Genomic DNA, 15,754 nt, shown 5'->3' with positions numbered 1-15,754 from the left:
TCTGCCCTCGAAAACGACGGATGCCGCGCCCCCGACCTCGGGGCGCGGCATCCGTTCTGCGCTTACTTCTTCTTGGCTGCGCGACGGTCGGCGCGGTTGCTCGCGGCCGGCTCGTCACCCGAGGGCACGCGCTGACCGAAAGCTCCGCGGGCGGCAGGAGCCTGCTCGGCGGCGGGCTCGGCCTGCTGCTCGGCCTGGCGGAGACGGTTGGTCGCCGCCTGCTGAACCTGACCGCGGTCGTTGCGAACCTCGACCTCTCCGGCGTCATTCGCCGCGGAGTACTCGAGGCGCTGCGTCTCGACGGGCGTCGGGGCGAGTCCCTTGGCCTCGACCTGCGCCTCGTCGCCCTCGACCTTTCGGACCTCGACCTCGAGGTTGTAGAGGAAGCCGACCGACTCCTCCTTGATCTGCCCCATCATGGACTGGAACATCTGGTACCCCTCGCGCTGGTACTCGATGAGCGGGTCGCGCTGGGCCATGGCGCGCAGGCCGATGCCGTCCTTGAGGTAGTCCATCTCGTAGAGGTGCTCGCGCCAGCGACGGTCGAGCACCTGCAGCACGACACGGCGCTCGAGCTCGCGCAGCGCCTGCTCGCCGAGGGCCTTCTCGCGGTTCTCATACGCGATACGGGCGTCTGAGATGATCTCGCGCTTCAGTCCCTCGGGCGTGATGCGGCCCTTGTTGCCCCCGGCCTCGGCCACGACCTCGTCGATCGTGACGCTTACGGGGTACATGGTCTTCAACTCGGTCCACAGGGCGTCGAAGTCCCACGACTCGGTGTGGCCCGAACCGGTGTGGTCGTCGATGACGGCGGTGATCGCGTCCTCGATGAAGTGCTGGACGCGGTCGGCGATGTCGTCGCCCTGCAGCATGTGCCGACGGTCGGCGTAGATCGCCTCGCGCTGACGGTTCAGCACGTCGTCGTACTTCAGGACGTTCTTGCGCATCTCGGCGTTGCGCGACTCGACCTGCGACTGCGCGCTCTTGATCGCGCGCGAGACCAGGCCGGACTCGATCGCGACGTCGTCGGGGAAGTTCGTGCGCGCGAGGATCGCCTCGGCGGCGCCCGACTGGAACAGACGCATCAGGTCGTCGGTCAGCGACAGGTAGAAGCGACTCTCACCGGGGTCGCCCTGACGGCCCGAACGACCGCGCAGCTGGTTGTCGATGCGGCGCGACTCGTGGCGCTCGGTACCCAGCACATACAGCCCGCCGGCCTCGACGACCTTCGCGGCCTCTTCGGCCACGGTGTCGCGCATGCTCTGGTAGACGGTGTCCCACTCCGACTCGTAGGCCTCGGGGGTCTCGACGGGATCGAGGTTCTTCGCCTTCATCTCCTGCACGGCGAGGAACTCGGCGTTACCGCCGAGCATGATGTCGGTACCGCGGCCGGCCATGTTGGTGGCGACGGTGACGGCACCCAGACGACCCGCGCGCGCGACGATCTCCGCCTCGCGAGCGTGGTTCTTGGCGTTGAGAACCTCGTGGCGCACGCCCTTCTTGGCCAGCAGGCGCGAGAGGTACTCGCTCTTCTCGACGCTCGTGGTGCCGACGAGGACCGGCTGGCCCTTCTCGTGGCGCTCGACGATGTCTTCGACGACCTGCGCGAACTTCGCCGTCTCGTTCTTGTAGACGAGGTCGGACTGATCCTTGCGGATCATCGGCTTGTTGGTCGGGATCGGCACCACGCCGAGCTTGTAGGTCGACATGAACTCGGCCGCCTCGGTCTCGGCGGTACCGGTCATACCGGCGAGCTTGTCGTAGAGGCGGAAGTAGTTCTGCAGCGTGACGGTGGCGAGCGTCTGGTTCTCGGCCTTGACCGGGACGCCCTCCTTGGCCTCGATTGCCTGGTGGATGCCCTCGTTGTAGCGGCGACCCACGAGGATGCGACCGGTGTGCTCGTCGACGATCATGACCTCGTCGTTCATGACGACGTAGTCGGTGTCGCGCTTGAACAGCGCGATCGCCTTGATCGAGTTGTTGAGGAACGAGATCAGCGGGGTGTTGGCCGACTCGTACAGGTTGTCGATGCCGAGGTAGTCCTCGACCTTCTCGATACCGGGCTCGAGCACGCCGATCGTGCGCTTCTTCTCGTCGACCTCGTAGTCGACGCCCGCTTCGAGAGTACGGGCGAGCTTGGCGAACTCGGCGAACCAGCGGTTGGCTTCACCGGATGCCGGGCCCGAGATGATCAGCGGGGTGCGGGCCTCGTCGATGAGGATCGAGTCGACCTCGTCGACGATCGCGTAGAAGTGACCGCGCTGCACGAGGTCTTCCTTGCGCCACGCCATGTTGTCGCGGAGGTAGTCGAAGCCGAACTCGTTGTTCGTGCCGTAGCTGATGTCGGCCTCGTACTGCTCACGCCGCACCTCGGGGGTTTGACCTGCGACGACCGTTCCCGTCGTCATGCCCAAGGCGCGGTACACGCGACCCATGAGCTCGGACTGATAGCTCGCGAGGAAGTCGTTGACCGTGATGACGTGGACGCCCTGGCCCGCGATGGCGTTGAGGTAGGCCGGAAGAGCGGCGGTCAGGGTCTTGCCCTCACCGGTCTTCATCTCGGCGATGTTGCCCAGGTGAAGGGCCGCGCCGCCCATGATCTGCACATCGTAGGGGCGCTGTCCGAGCGTGCGCTTGGCGGCCTCTCGGACGGCCGCGAACGCCTCGGGCATGAGCTGGTCGAGCGTCTCACCGGCTTCGTAGCGGGCGCGCAGCTCGACCGTCTCGTTGCGCAGCTCGTCGTCGGTGAGCTGCTCGTAGTCCTCTTCGAGCGCTCCGGTCGCTTTCACGACGCCCTGCAGTCGGCGCAGGATGCGGCCCTCGCCGGCGCGCAGCAGTTTCTCGAGCGGATTGGCCACGAAGCATCTCCATCTGTCGGGTGCGGCGCCCGCGTGGACGCCGGCCTGCGAACAGGCATACATCGCCCATGCTATCCGTGTTACCCGTTCGTGACCTGCGAGCGAGCCACAATCCGATCGCGGGGCAGCGCGCCCGCAGCGAACACACGGCGACGGCGGCGAGGGCGACGCCTAGGATCGAGCCATGGCCGGTTTCTGGGGCAAGAGGAAGCGCGAAGAACAGGACGCGGCGGATGCCGATCTGGCACGCCGAGCGGAGCTTGCGATCGTCGCGGCCGACGAGCGTGTCCGCCTGACCTCGGACGAGCTCGACTTCGCCCGCGCCGAGCTCGGCGACAAGGCGACGGAAGACCTCGCGGCGGCTCTCGATTCCGTACGAACCCACCTCGCCGAGGCGTTCCAGCTGCATCAGCTCAACCACGACGAGATCCCCGACACGAAAGAAGAGCTGCGCACGCGCAATGCGCGCATCGTCCAGCTCTCGCAATGGGCCGAGGACCTGCTCGAGGAGCGCACCCAGGTTCTGCAGCCCAAGATCGACGCGGTGCGCCGCGCCCCCGAGACGCTGGCTCGCGTGCGAGCCGACCGTGAGCGGCTGGCGCAGCGCATCCCCAACGCCCGGGAGGTCGTCGACAGGCTCTCCCGCCGGTACAGCGACTCCGCCCTCGCGCAGATCGGCGGCAACCCCGAAGAGATCGAGCAGCTCCTCGACTTCGCCGTGCACACCGCCGCCGTATCGGAACGTCGACGCGAGGCGGGCCAGCGCGAGCAGGCCTCCGTCGCCCTCGAGGCCGCCACCGAGGCCGCTCGTCGAGCCGAATCGCTCCTGGATGCCGTGGACACCTTCGAGATCGAGGCCCTCCGCGCCGAGTCCACCCTCGCCGCCGTGGTCGACGACTCGCGCAACGACCTCATCGAGGCGCGTCTGGGAGCGCAGACCCCCGCCGTCACCCAGGCGATGGCCGCGCTTCAGCAGGCGCTCACGGCCCTCCCCGCCTCGGGAACCCGCAGCGACCCCTTCCAGGCTCTGTCGTCGCTGCGGCAGGCCAACGCGGATCTCGACCTCGCTCGCGAGCGGGCGGCCCGCCCCGTCCCCTCCCAGGATCAGGTGGAGCACGCCATCGACGATGCCGACCGCCAGATCGCCGTCGCGCGCGGCCTCATCACCGGGCATCGGGGCTGGATCGGAGCCGATGCTCGCACGCGCTTCGTCGAGGCCGAGCGGCTGCGCGCGGGTCTGCCGCTGGGCCCCGTGCCCGAGGACCAGCGTGAGACGGCGCTCGCCACCGCACGACGCGCCGGGGCACTGGCATCCGAGGCCCTGCAGATCGCCCAGCGCGACATCGAGCAATCCCGCCCGAACGACTGGGGCAATGACGGCCGGGGAGGCGGTTACGGTCGGGGAGGCGGCATGGGCGGCGGCAACATGGTCGGCGGCATGCTCGGCGGTCTCGTCATCGGCTCTCTGCTCGGCGACATCTTCGACGGCTGAGCGCGGGCGTCTGCGCCCGCGGCATCGCCCGCACGACGAAGCCCCCGGTCCGAGGACCGGGGGCTTCGTGGCGTTCTCAGGTCAGGATGCGACCTCGACGGCGGGTGCCGCCTGGGTCGCGAGGGCGATCACACCGTAGTCCCAGCCCTTGCGTCGGTAAACGACACTCGGGTGGTCGGTGCGGGCGTCGATGAAGAGGAAGAAGTCGTGGCCGACGAGCTCCATGCGGTCGACGGCGTCTTCGACCGTCATCCACTCGGGACCGAACTCCTTCTGGCGGATGACGACGGGAGAGTAGTCCTCTTCTTCGGCCCCGGCCTCTTGCACGGGGATCGAACCGGTCGCGACGGCGCGCAGCACCTCGACGGAGGCGGGCTCGACGTCGATACCCGAGAGCTCGCCGGTGCCCTTCTCGAACTTCGCACCGCGGGGGTGGTTGCGGGCATCGATGCGCTTGTCCTTCGCTCGACGCACCTGCTCGGAGATCTTGTCGACCGCGAGATCGAGAGCCGCGAACTTGTCGGTGTCGGTCGCCTCCGCACGAACGACCGGGCCCTTGCCGTCGAGCGTGAGCTCGACCGTGTCGTCCTCCAGACGACCGTTGCGATAGGAGCGATGAGTCACCTTGACCTCGAGCGCCTGAGCGCGAGGCGCGAGGTGCTCGATGCGGCTGACCTTCTCTTCGACGACCGAGCGAAAACGGTCGGTGATACCGACTCCCACTCCGACGATGTTGGTGTCCATCAGTGACCTCCTTGTTCCGGGTTCCGCCCGGTCTAAGGGCGGAACATCCGTCGCCTTCAGTCATCCCCACGCTAGTAGTCCGACACCGCCGTGTCACGTCTCAATCACCCGGGATTCACCTTCGAAGCTCCTTCGACGCGGCGTGTCCGCCAGCGCCAGGGCGACGACCTCGTCGGCTCCCGCGGCACGGAGGGCGCGCGCCGCCTCGGCCAAGGTCGCCCCCGTGGTGACGACGTCGTCGAGGACCACGACCGTGCCGCCCGCGATCGGTCGGCTCACGAACGCTCCCCCGACGTTCTCTCGTCGCGCGCGGCGTCCGAGACCCCTCTGGTCGTCGGTGGCACGGGCCACCCGCAGCAGCCGCTCGTGCCTCCACCCCGCGCGGCGCATCAGCACGTCGAGCGGTCGGAACCCGCGACGGCGGAATGCCGCGCGCGTGCCCGGGACGGTGGTGAGGACGGCACCGGCGGGCACCGACAGGCGCAGCAGCTCATCGAGCGCCGGGGCGAGCTCGCGGGCGAGAGAGGTGCGGCCCTCCTCCTTGATCGCGCGGATGACGCGGGCCGCCACGCCCTCGAAGACGAGGACGCTCGTCACGGACAGGCCCGGCTGAATGGGGCGCCGGATCCGCCTGGCGTTCAGGGCGTCACGGCATCCGCGACACAGGTCCGAATCGACGACGCCGCAGCCCGCGCAGGAGACGGGCAACCAGAACGTCAGGGCGTCGCGGAAGGAGCGGGTGAGCGCAGCGTGAAGCGACATGCGCCCAGGGTGCCCGGGGCCCGCCGCCGCGCGCACGCGCCGAAGCCCCACTCGGGGAGAACGCCCCGCATACCCGGGGTGGGGAGGAGCCTCAGGAGGTGGTGCCCTGCTGGGCGGCGAGCACACGGATATCGGTGGCCACCAGCGTCCACGAGCTTCCGCGCCGGCTGTACAGGCGCCCGGCGCTGTCGAGCACACGCACACTCGTGCTCCCCGCGGCGAGGGTGGTGGCGCCGTCGGGAGCCGCGGCCTCGGTTCCTCGCCCGCCGACGTTGAGCTCGCGCAGGCGGCCGGCGCCGTCGACGTCGGCGAGGACTCCCACCGTGGTGTCGTCGAGCCAGGCCAGCTCGAAAGCGCCCTGCTGAGAGAACGACAGCACGTGCGGGACGCCGAGGTCGACCGCGCCGCCCTCGCGCTCGATGCCGGCGACCCATACCTCGCGCGTACCCGAAACCGTGACGATCGCCGCCACCCGCGTCCCGTCGCGCGAGATCTGCATCGCGCTGATCTCGGAGGCGTCGGGCCAGGCGTTGCCGACGTTGCGCGGAACGCCCTCGGCGGAGATGGCACGCAGTTGCGTCGGCGCGGAGCTGGGCACGCTCCAGATCGCGCCCTCGGCGTCGATCGTGGGGGCGATCAACCCGGGGCGGTCGTCCAGCAGGAACGTGCGTCCGTCGGCCAGTGCACTCGCCACGCTCCCCTGCTGAGTACGGACAGCCGCGAGGCTCCGGTCGGCCTCGAGCTCGACCGAGGCCGGCGCGAGCGACTCGATCGCATCGGACAGCCCGCCGAGGGTTTCGACCGTGTCTCCGGCGAGCGCACCGAACACGCCGGCGGTGGTGAGCACCGCGGGAGAAGGATCGACCCGGGTGACGCGCACCGACACCTCGGAGGCGGGTACCGGGGTGCCCTCCACCGTCATCTGGACCTCGCTGATACCGGCCGTGACCAGACTCTTGGACAATTGCGTCTGCATCCGGTCGAGCGTCGTGCGATCCAGACTCAGCGCGGTGCGCGGCAACTGCACCTGGGCGACGCCGCTCGAGGACAGCGTCACCGAACGGCCCACGAGGGAGAGCTCGTCGGGGAACGCCGTCTTGACCGCACCGGCGAGCCACGCGCTGGGCTGGCCGTCGACGAGGGCCGTCGCCACGCGGCTGGCCACGAGCGCCCGGGGGAACCAGCGGACGTCGGGCACGATGAAGCTCCACGTGGGGTCGAAGTACGCGATGGATGCCGACTGGTAGACGGTCGGGAACACCTCCTCGTACAGCACGACCCCGTCGGGAGCCGAGGTGATGCGCCACTGGTCGTCGATGCGCGCGAGGGTGAACGACAGCGACTCCGCGGTGCCCGAGGCCGTCGGGGCGTAGGCGCCGTCGGCATCCACCCCCGCCACCGTGGTGAGCGAGACGGTGACGCCGGTGCCGACGGCGTTCGCGACGGCGCGGCGATCGGCGAGGCGGTCGATGGTAACGCGGGCGCGGGGGTCCCACTGCGTCCCGGACGCCAGGAAGAGCTTCGCCGTGGCCCAGTCGTCGGCGGGGCCGGAACCGGCGCGCAGGAACCCCTCCACGATCTCGGCGGGAGAGGCGTCGTCCTGCGGTCCATCGGGGACGAAGGCGAAGGCCTGGGTGTCGTCGACCTGCGGGCCGCGCCCGGGATTGACGTAGCCGGAGGTCGGCAGACCCGTGCACGCGGTCAGCGCGAGCACCAGGGCGAGGCTGACGAGGGCGAGGGCGCGTCTCATGTCGTCTTCCTCACTCCGGGCCGGGTCGAGATGGGCTGCGTCAGGCCCAGGGCTTCGAGGGCTCCGCCCTGTTCGTCGTCGGGCACGAGGGGCAGGGGCGAACTGCTGACCGGCTGACCGGCTCGCGGCAGCGTGAGCACGAAGTTCGACCCGCGTCCGGGCTCGGACCACACCGACAGGGTACCGCCGTGCAGCTTGGCGTCGCCGAGGGCGATCGACAGACCGAGGCCGGTACCGCCGATGGTGCGCACACGCGAGGGGTCGGCTCGCCAGAAGCGGTCGAAGACGCGCTCCACGTCGTCGGGCAGCATGCCCAGGCCGAAGTCGCGGACGCCGAGGGCAACGGCATCCCGATCACTGTCGACCGACACCACGATCGGGCGCCCCTCGCCGTGCTCGATCGCATTGCCGAGAAGGTTGCGGACGATCCGGCGGATGCGTCGGGCGTCCATGTCGACCGGCGTGTAGCCGCCCGGGGCGACGAGGCGCACGTCGGAGCCGTGCCCCTCTGCGAGCTGCTGCATCGAGAGGATGACGTCTTCGGCCAGATGGGCCAGACTCGTCGCCTCGAGCTCGAGCTGGACGGAGCCGGCGTCGTAGCGGCTGATCTCGAGCAGGTCGGTGAGGAGCACCTCGAATCGCTGCACCTGCGCGTGCAGCAGCTCCGCGGCGCGACCGGTCGCGGGATCGAACTCCTCGCGCTGGTCGTTGATCATGTCGGCGGCGAGCTTGATCGTCGTGAGGGGTGTGCGCAGCTCGTGCGACACGTCGGAGACGAAGCGCTGCTGCACGAGCGAGAGGTCGGCGAGTTCTTTGATCTGCGACTCGATGCTGTCGGCCATCGCGTTGAACGAGCGGTTCAGGGTGGCGAGCTCGTCCTCGCCGCGCACCGGGAGCCGTACGCCGAGATCGCCCGCCGCGAGCTTGGCGCTGGTCTCGGCGGCATCCGCGATCGGTGTGGTCACGGATCTCAGGACGAACCACGCGATCGCACCGATCAGCAGCACGAGCACGAGGCCCACCACCCACAGCAGCACCTGCACGAAGGCGAGAGTCTGCGAGGCGCTCGTGAGGTCGTACCCCATGTAGAGCTCGTACGAGTCGACCCCGTCCTCCGCGGGGAAGCGCAGTTGATGACCGACCAGGATGCCGGGCACCTCGCGGCCGTCGTCGGCGGGGAGCGCCACGGACTGCCACCACTGCAGATCGGGGCTCGACTGCACCTGGGTGCGCAGGGCGTCGGTGACCATGCCGGACTCGAAAGCCGGGGAGATGAACGGCTGCGGAGCCAGCGGGGAGGGCGGTCCGATGCGGTAGAGGGCGATGAGATCGCTCGAGGACTGCTGCGACAGACGCGTCGCGATGCCGTTCATGAGGGTCTGCGCCGCGGCCGGATCGGTCGAGTCGACGGCGGCGTCGAGGGTCGCCTGGGCTGCGGCGGTGGCGCGCTGGGCCTCGAGCAGCACCTGATCCTTGCGGGCCGTGAACAACTCGTTCTGGATCACGAGCGCCATGGCGACGCAGGTGACGAGGATGGTCACGGCGGTGAGCGTCACCGTCAGCACGATCGTGCGGAAGCGGAGCGAGCGACGCCACAGCGTCGCCAGACGATCGCGCACCACGCGCCAATCGCGCCATCCCCGTACCCGCTGCCGCGGGAGGGTGCGCACCGCGCCCGTCATGAGGGGCTCAGGCCACCGCGCCGGCGCGGTAGCCCACGCCGCGCACGGTGGTCACGATGCGCGGGTTGTCGGGATCGGCTTCGATCTTCGCGCGCAGACGCTGGACGTGCACGTTCACCAGGCGGGTGTCGGCCTTGTAGTGGTAGCCCCATACCTGCTCGAGGAGCATCTCTCGGGAGAAGACCTGCTGGGGCTTCTCGGCGAGGGCGACGAGGAGCTCGAATTCGAGAGGGGTCAGGGCGATGGGGGCATCGCCGCGGCGGACCTCGTGCGCGGCGACGTCGACGACGAGGTCGCCGATGCGCAGCGTCTCATCGACCGGAGCCTGCACGGGGCGCAGGCGCGTGCGGATGCGGGCGACGAGCTCCTTCGGGTTGAAGGGCTTCATGATGTAGTCGTCGGCGCCCGACTCGAGCCCCTTGACCACATCGGCCGTGTCGGTGCGCGCCGTGAGCATGATGATCGGCACGCCGGACTCCGCGCGAACGCGCGTGCAGATCTCGATGCCGTCGACGCCCGGGAGCATGAGGTCGAGCAGGATGAGGTCGGGGCGCTCGGTGCGCCAGGCGTCCACCGCTTGCGCACCGTCGGCGCAGAACACCGTGTCGAATCCTTCGGTGCGCAGCACGATGCCGATCATCTCGGCCAGCGCGGTGTCGTCATCGACAACCAGGATCCGTGAAGTCATTCGGGTGTACGTCTTCCGTCTCGAAACCCGCTCGGGGACGGGCACTACGCCCCGAGTAGGGGCACGTCCCATCGAGAGTAGTCGACCTGCCTGCACGACAGGCGTGCGTGTCGGGGGTGTGTGACACGATGAGGTCACCGCCATGTGACCAGGAGGGGCCCCACATGACCGCGTACCCGGCTTGGACTCCGGCATCACGCCCGGGGATCGTTCCGCTGCACCCCTTCGGGTTCGGCACGATCCTGGGCCGATCGTTCGTCGCTCTCCGGCACAATCCGAAGGTGCTGCTGGGCTTCGCCCTCGCGGTGCAGGCCGTGGCGTACATCATCGTGACGGCGGCGATCGCCGGGGTGGCCATCGCCAGCTTCTCCCGGCTCGACACCGTTGCTTACGGCAGCGACGACTACGACGCGATCCTCGCGGGCTCGGTCGCCCTCACCGCCGTCGCGGCTCTCGTGCTCGGCATCCTCTCCGGGGTGCTGGGGGTCGTCGTGCAGGGCATCGTCGTCGCCGAGGTCGCGCACGCGGTGGTCGCCGAGAAGCCGTCCCTCCGGGCCGTCTGGGCGCGGGTGCGCCCGGTGTTCTGGCGCCTGGTCGGCTACAGCGCACTCACGGTCGGCGCGGTGGTGATCCTCGTCGGGGTGCTCGCGGGGATCGTGGCGTTGCTGGTCATCGCCGCGACCTGGGTCGGCGCCCTCGTCGGCGTGCTGTTCTTCCTCGCGCTCATCCCGCTCTATCTCTGGTTGACGCCCAAGCTGTTCCTCGTCCCCTCCGTCATCATCCTCGAGCGGGCACCCGTCTTCCGCTCGATCGCACGGTCGTGGCAGTTGACCCGTGGACGCTTCTGGTCGACGCTCGGCGTCGTCGTGGTCATCTCCTTCGCCTTCGGCGTCGTCGCTCAGATCATCTCGCTTCCCCTCAGCCTCTTCGCCGGCTTCGTGCCGTCGATCGTCGCCCCCACCGGCGAGAGCGGCGCCGGCGCCGTCGTCGGCGTCATCGTCCTGCAGGTCGTCGGGCAGTTCGGCATCCTGCTCGTGCAGTGCATCGCTCTCGTGGTGCAGTCCACCTCCGCCGTGCTCGTCTACATCGACGCCCGCATGCGCGTCGAGGGCCTCGACCACGACCTGCAGTCGTACGTCGAGGCGCGCGATTCCGGCACCACCGAGCTGAGCGACCCGTATCTCGTGGGCGTCGGCCGCATCGTCGAGCGCCCTGCCCCGGTGCCCTACGGGGCTCCCCCGGCGTTCGCGGGCTACGGGCCGCCGTCGGGGAACGCCGGGTACGGCGCACCGGCAGGGTACGGCGCCCCCGCGGCGGGAGGGTACGGTGCGGTGCCGCAGGGCTCCGCGACCCCCCAGCAGCAGCCCACCCCGGGCTACGGCCCCCCGCCCCCCGCGGCCGCATCGGCGACCCCGCCGTATGCCGCGCCCGCCCCGCACACGTTCCCCGCCCCCACGGCCCCCGCGGTGTCGCAGGAGTCCCCCGCGGCACCGCCCGCGCCTCCCGCTCCGGATCGGGCGCAGACGACGTGGGCCGCCCCCGGCTCGAACGGCGACGCGTGATCCTCACGGCCATGGCAGCCGTCGCGCCGCTGCTTCCCGACCCCGACCAGGCCCGGGAGTGGGCCGAGCAGGAGCTCAGCGACCCCACCTATCAGGCCGCCGAGCCGAACCTGGTCGACCGTATCTCCCAGGCCGTCGGCAAGTTCCTCGAAGATCTGCTGCGCGTCCCCGAGAACGGCGGGTGGGGCCCGTCGGCTCTCGTCGTACTGGGCATCATCGTGGTCGCGCTGATCGTCGTCGCCCTGTTGATCTGGGGCCGACCACGCCTGTCGACACGCGCCTCGGAACCGGCTCGCGCGCTGTTCGACCACGACGACGGGCGATCCGCCGACGAACTCCGCACCGATGCGGCGGCCGCGGCCGACCGCGGGGCCTGGGACGACGCGATCGTGCTGCGGTTCCGCGCCTTCGCACGCGGCCTCACCCAACGCGGGCTCGTCGACCCGCCTCCCGGCGCCACGGCCCGCGCGTTCGCACGTGAGACGGCGACAGCGCTGCCCGCGCTCATCCCGCTGCTCGATCCGGCCACGACGACGTTCGACGACATCCGGTATCTGCGCCGCCCCGGCACCGAAGAGCGCTACCGGCTGGTCGCCGATCTCGACGCCGCCGCCGTTCGCGCCCGCGCCGTACCGGTGGCTCCCCGATGAGCGCCGAGACGGCCTCGGCGGCCCCGGTCCGCTCCCGCCGGAGGTCCGCCCTCGGGTGGGTCGCTCTCGCCGGGGGCCTCCTGCTCGCCGCGCTGGTGGGCGGCACCCTCGTCTACGGCGGGTACACGCAGCGAGCGATCCTCGATCCCGAGTCGGCCGGTTCGGACGGCACCCGCGCGGTCGTGCGCGTCCTCGAGCAGCACGGTGTCTCGGTCACGATCGCTCGAGACCGGGCCGCCGCCGAACGCGCACTCGCGGGCGGCAAAACCACCCTCGTCCTGCGCGACGCGCCGATGCTGTCGGACGACGCCCTGCGCGATCTCACCGGCCGCGCGCGCCATGTCGTCCTCGTCGAGCCGCGATCCCGAGCGCTCGACGTGCTCCTCGACGGTTCCTCGCTCGGCGGATTCTCCCCCGACCTGTCCGCGAGCCCCGAGTGCGGTGTCCCCGCGGCCGCGAACGCCGGAGCGGCTCACGTGGGAGAACTCCTCCGCCCCGCGGACGGGGTCGAGGGGTGCTACCCCGTCGACGGCGAGTTCGGACTCCTGCAGTCCGAGGGTGTCGATGGACGAACGGTCACCGCCCTCGACGGGCTCTCGGTTCTCACCAATTCGTCCCTCCCCGTCGACGGCAACGCCGCTCTCGCCCTCGGCGTGCTCGGCCAGACCGACACCCTCGTCTGGTACGTTCCCTCGCTCTCCGACGCCGATCAGGGAACGGCCGCCCCCACTCTCGGCGATCTCACCCCCGCGTGGGTGACGCCGGCCATGCTGCTTCTTCTGACCGCTGCTCTCGCCGCCGCGATCTGGCGCGGTCGCCGGTTCGGGCCGCTCGTCGCCGAGCGCCTGCCGGTCACGGTCCGCGCCGCCGAGACCACCGAGGGCCGTGCGCGCCTGTACGCCTCGTCGAAAGACGCCGCACACGCCCTCGACGAGCTCCGTCGCGCCGCCCGCTCGCGTGTGGGGCGTCTGCTGGGGCTCACCGCCCGCACCTCACCGCACGACATCGCCGACGCCGTCGCACAGCGACTGGACGCGGACCGTGCGCGCGTGCGCGGCATCCTCGTCGACGACATCCCCCGCACCGACCGCGAACTCGTCGCGGCGGCCGACCGCCTCCGCGATCTCGAAGAGAGCGTGCGCGCCGCCGTCCGAACCGAAGGGACCACACGATGACCGACAGCCCCGAGACCCCCGCAGCCGCGGCCTCCGTCGCGCCGAGCGACGACCACGCGCAGCTGCGCGACGCGATGCACCGCGTGCGCCTCGAGGTCGGCAAAGCCGTCGTCGGCCAGGACGGCACGATCACCGGCCTGCTCATCGCGCTGCTCTCCCGCGGCCATGTGCTGCTCGAGGGCGTCCCCGGCGTCGCCAAGACGCTGCTGGTGAGGTCGTTCAGTCGCGCGCTCGGACTCGACACCCGGCGCGTGCAGTTCACCCCCGATCTCATGCCCGGAGACGTCACCGGCTCCCTCGTCTACGACGCCCGCGCCGGCAACTTCGAGTTCCGCGCCGGTCCCGTGTTCACCCACGTGCTCCTGGCCGACGAGATCAACCGCACGCCCCCGAAGACCCAGGCGGCGCTGCTCGAGGCCATGGAGGAGCGCCAGGTGTCGTCCGACGGCGAGAGCCGCGCGCTGCCCGATCCCTTCCTCGTCGCCGCGACGCAGAACCCCATCGAGCACGAGGGCACGTACACGCTGCCCGAGGCGCAGCTCGACCGCTTCCTCCTGAAGCTCGTCGTCGACCTGCCCGGTCGCGACGCCGAGGTCGACGTGCTGCGTCGTCACGCCTCGGGCTTCGATCCCCGTCGCCTCGACGACGCCGGTGTCGCGGCGGTCGTCACGGCACCGCAGATCCTCGCGGCGCAGCGCGCAGCGGCATCGGTCTCGGTCGACGACGACCTGCTCGGCTACGTCGTCGACCTCGCGCGCGCGACCCGGCAGAGTCCCTCGGTGCTGGTCGGGGTCAGCCCGCGCGCCTCCACGGGTCTGCTGGCCGCGGCCAAAGCGTGGGCCTGGCTGAGCGGCTACCCCGCCATCACCCCCGACCACGTGCAGACCATGCTGGTCCCGGTGTGGCGCCACCGCATTCGCCTCCGTCCCGAAGCCGAGATCGAGGGCGTCTCGGTGGATTCCATCCTCACCTCCGTCCTGCAGCAGACCCGCGTTCCCATCTGATGTTCGTCACCGGCCGTCTCGCCCTGCTCGTCGCGCTCGGCGTCGTCCCCCTCGTGCTCCTGAGCACGGCGGGGCTCTCGGCGTGGGCGGTCGCCGGCGGGTGGGTGCTGCTGTGCCTCATGCTGGCGATCGTCGACACGGTGCTCGCCGCCGACCCTCGACGGGTGGAGATCACCCGCACGCACCCCGAGCGGGCGCTGCGCGACGAACCCGTGTCCGGCGAGCTGCGCGTGCGCAACCTCGGCACCCGTCTGCTCCGTGCCCGCGTCCGCGACGCGTGGCAGCCCACGGCCGGAGCGCCCGCGGAACGTCTGCGCCTCGTGGTCCCGCCCGGCGAGCGGCGCGCCGCGCCTCTCCCCCTGCGCCCCCGCCGCCGCGGCGAACTGCGCAGCGCCTTCGTCGTCGTTCGCGCGGCGGGCCCGCTGGGACTGGCCGGGCGCCAGGGCGTCGTGGACGCTCCCGGTCGGATCCGCGTGCTCCCCCCGTTCACCTCGCGACGGCACCTCCCCTCGCGCCTGGCCCGGCTCCGCGAGCTCGACGGCAACACGAGCCTGCAGGTGCGCGGCCAGGGCACCGAGTTCGACAGCCTCCGCGAATACGTGCGCGGAGACGACGTGCGCTCGATCGACTGGCGCGCCACCGCCCGCGCGGGGACGACGATGCTGCGCACCTGGCGCCCGGAGCGCGACCGCCACGTCGTCGTCGTGATCGACACCGGGCGCACGGCCGCCGCTCGCGTGGGCGACGGCGTACGCCTCGACGCGGCGATGGAGGCGGCGTTGCTGCTGTCGGTGCTGGCGACGCGCGCGGGCGACCACGTGCACCTGCTGATGTTCGACCGTCTGCCCCGAGCTCGCGTCACCCGCGTCGACGGCACCTCGCTCCTGCCCGCCCTGGTGGATGCCATGGCGCCCGTCGATCCGCAGTTGATCGACACCGACTGGGATGCCGCTTTCGCGCACGTGCGCGGCTTCGCGGTCCGTCCGGCCCTCGTCGTGCTGCTCACGGCGGCCGACGACCCCGAGGCCGCCCGCGCGTTCCTCGCCTCTCTTCCCGCGGTCGCCTCCCGCTCGCGCCTTCTGGTGGCCACCGCCACCGACGGACCCGGCGACATCCCCGTCCACCGGGACGCGTCCGACGTGTACGCCGCCGCCGCCGTCGAGCGCGCCCGGCACGATGCCGAGCGGGTTGCCGCGGCGATCGTCCGCGCGGGAGGCGATGCGGTGTCGGCGTCGGCCGACGATCTGCCCCCGCTCGTGGCCGACCGCTACCTCGCCCTCAAAGCGGCCGGTCGGCTCTAGCACACCCACCCCTCATGCAGCCTGCGACATATCTCGCGGCTTATCCTGGGGGGTACCCTTCCAGCCGTCGATGCGTCCCCTCCGCG

Annotated in this window: 12 protein-coding genes; 6 read left to right on the top strand and 6 right to left on the bottom strand. The window is 70.9% G+C overall.

Annotation, left to right across the window (positions count from 1 at the left end):
- Window positions 1-62 precede the first annotated feature (62 nt).
- Entirely contained in the window at window positions 63-2,858 is a 2,796-nt protein-coding gene (gene secA, locus AB6V29_RS10330; RefSeq protein ID WP_267786402.1) for a preprotein translocase subunit SecA, read from the bottom strand.
- Between the two features lie 184 nt (window positions 2,859-3,042).
- Between secA and AB6V29_RS10325 the strand changes: the two genes are divergently transcribed.
- On the top strand, window positions 3,043-4,350 hold the full coding sequence (locus AB6V29_RS10325) for a hypothetical protein (RefSeq protein WP_267786401.1): 1,308 nt from the start codon (window positions 3,043-3,045) through the stop codon (window positions 4,348-4,350).
- Window positions 4,351-4,431: 81 nt separating this feature from the next.
- Here AB6V29_RS10325 and raiA read toward each other — a convergent pair whose 3' ends face one another.
- The 5 genes from raiA to mtrA form a co-directional block, all read right to left on the bottom strand.
- Complete coding sequence (gene raiA, locus AB6V29_RS10320) at window positions 4,432-5,094, bottom strand: ribosome-associated translation inhibitor RaiA (protein WP_210072082.1); 663 nt, start codon at window positions 5,092-5,094, stop codon at window positions 4,432-4,434.
- Between the two features lie 93 nt (window positions 5,095-5,187).
- Window positions 5,188-5,856 (bottom strand): ComF family protein, encoded by a 669-nt coding sequence (locus AB6V29_RS10315; protein WP_369358468.1) that lies wholly within the window; start codon window positions 5,854-5,856, stop codon window positions 5,188-5,190.
- A gap of 91 nt (window positions 5,857-5,947) precedes the next feature.
- Window positions 5,948-7,606 carry a GerMN domain-containing protein gene (locus tag AB6V29_RS10310; RefSeq protein WP_369358466.1) on the bottom strand — a complete coding sequence of 553 codons (1,659 nt, stop codon included), beginning with the start codon at window positions 7,604-7,606 and terminating at the stop codon, window positions 5,948-5,950.
- Window positions 7,603-9,288 carry an MtrAB system histidine kinase MtrB gene (gene mtrB, locus AB6V29_RS10305; RefSeq protein ID WP_369358465.1) on the bottom strand — a complete coding sequence of 562 codons (1,686 nt, stop codon included), beginning with the start codon at window positions 9,286-9,288 and terminating at the stop codon, window positions 7,603-7,605. Before mtrB ends, AB6V29_RS10310 begins: the two co-directional genes overlap by 4 nt.
- A 7-nt stretch (window positions 9,289-9,295) precedes the next feature.
- Window positions 9,296-9,976 carry an MtrAB system response regulator MtrA gene (gene mtrA, locus AB6V29_RS10300; protein ID WP_136586990.1) on the bottom strand — a complete coding sequence of 227 codons (681 nt, stop codon included), beginning with the start codon at window positions 9,974-9,976 and terminating at the stop codon, window positions 9,296-9,298.
- A gap of 164 nt (window positions 9,977-10,140) precedes the next feature.
- On the opposite strand from mtrA, the gene AB6V29_RS10295 reads away from it, so the two are divergent.
- From AB6V29_RS10295 to AB6V29_RS10275, 5 genes are read left to right on the top strand one after another with little or no spacing between them, the layout of a single operon-like run.
- Window positions 10,141-11,538, top strand: coding sequence for a glycerophosphoryl diester phosphodiesterase membrane domain-containing protein (locus AB6V29_RS10295; RefSeq protein ID WP_369358461.1), 1,398 nt, complete (start codon window positions 10,141-10,143; stop codon window positions 11,536-11,538).
- Between the two features lie 11 nt (window positions 11,539-11,549).
- A complete protein-coding gene (locus tag AB6V29_RS10290) occupies window positions 11,550-12,188 on the top strand; it encodes a DUF4129 domain-containing protein (RefSeq protein ID WP_369358460.1) in 639 nt (212 codons plus the stop codon).
- Window positions 12,185-13,363, top strand: coding sequence for a DUF4350 domain-containing protein (locus AB6V29_RS10285; protein WP_369358458.1), 1,179 nt, complete (start codon window positions 12,185-12,187; stop codon window positions 13,361-13,363). The genes AB6V29_RS10290 and AB6V29_RS10285 overlap by 4 nt, the downstream gene beginning before the upstream one ends.
- On the top strand, window positions 13,360-14,367 hold the full coding sequence (locus AB6V29_RS10280) for an AAA family ATPase (RefSeq protein ID WP_369358456.1): 1,008 nt from the start codon (window positions 13,360-13,362) through the stop codon (window positions 14,365-14,367). Before AB6V29_RS10285 ends, AB6V29_RS10280 begins: the two co-directional genes overlap by 4 nt.
- A complete protein-coding gene (locus tag AB6V29_RS10275; protein WP_369358454.1) occupies window positions 14,367-15,668 on the top strand; it encodes a DUF58 domain-containing protein in 1,302 nt (433 codons plus the stop codon). Before AB6V29_RS10280 ends, AB6V29_RS10275 begins: the two co-directional genes overlap by 1 nt.
- Window positions 15,669-15,754: the final 86 nt, after the last annotated feature.

Source organism: Microbacterium sp. 20-116 (assembly GCF_041079415.1).
Classification (GTDB): Bacteria; Actinomycetota; Actinomycetes; order Actinomycetales; family Microbacteriaceae; genus Microbacterium.
This window is presented reverse-complemented; position numbering and strand designations above follow the sequence as displayed.

What these genes read in the sequence shown, in the direction of transcription:
- AB6V29_RS10325 (WP_267786401.1), top strand. Translation starts at nt 3,043, where the DNA reads ATGGCCGGTTTCTGGGGCAAGAGGAAGCGCGAAGAACAGGACGCGGCG.
- raiA (WP_210072082.1), bottom strand. Translation starts at nt 5,094, where the DNA reads ATGGACACCAACATCGTCGGAGTGGGAGTCGGTATCACCGACCGTTTT.
- AB6V29_RS10315 (WP_369358468.1), bottom strand. Translation starts at nt 5,856, where the DNA reads ATGTCGCTTCACGCTGCGCTCACCCGCTCCTTCCGCGACGCCCTGACG.
- AB6V29_RS10310 (WP_369358466.1), bottom strand. Translation starts at nt 7,606, where the DNA reads ATGAGACGCGCCCTCGCCCTCGTCAGCCTCGCCCTGGTGCTCGCGCTG.
- mtrB (WP_369358465.1), bottom strand. Translation starts at nt 9,288, where the DNA reads ATGACGGGCGCGGTGCGCACCCTCCCGCGGCAGCGGGTACGGGGATGG.
- mtrA (WP_136586990.1), bottom strand. Translation starts at nt 9,976, where the DNA reads ATGACTTCACGGATCCTGGTTGTCGATGACGACACCGCGCTGGCCGAG.
- AB6V29_RS10295 (WP_369358461.1), top strand. Translation starts at nt 10,141, where the DNA reads ATGACCGCGTACCCGGCTTGGACTCCGGCATCACGCCCGGGGATCGTT.
- AB6V29_RS10290 (WP_369358460.1), top strand. Translation starts at nt 11,550, where the DNA reads ATGGCAGCCGTCGCGCCGCTGCTTCCCGACCCCGACCAGGCCCGGGAG.
- AB6V29_RS10285 (WP_369358458.1), top strand. Translation starts at nt 12,185, where the DNA reads ATGAGCGCCGAGACGGCCTCGGCGGCCCCGGTCCGCTCCCGCCGGAGG.
- AB6V29_RS10280 (WP_369358456.1), top strand. Translation starts at nt 13,360, where the DNA reads ATGACCGACAGCCCCGAGACCCCCGCAGCCGCGGCCTCCGTCGCGCCG.
- AB6V29_RS10275 (WP_369358454.1), top strand. Translation starts at nt 14,367, where the DNA reads ATGTTCGTCACCGGCCGTCTCGCCCTGCTCGTCGCGCTCGGCGTCGTC.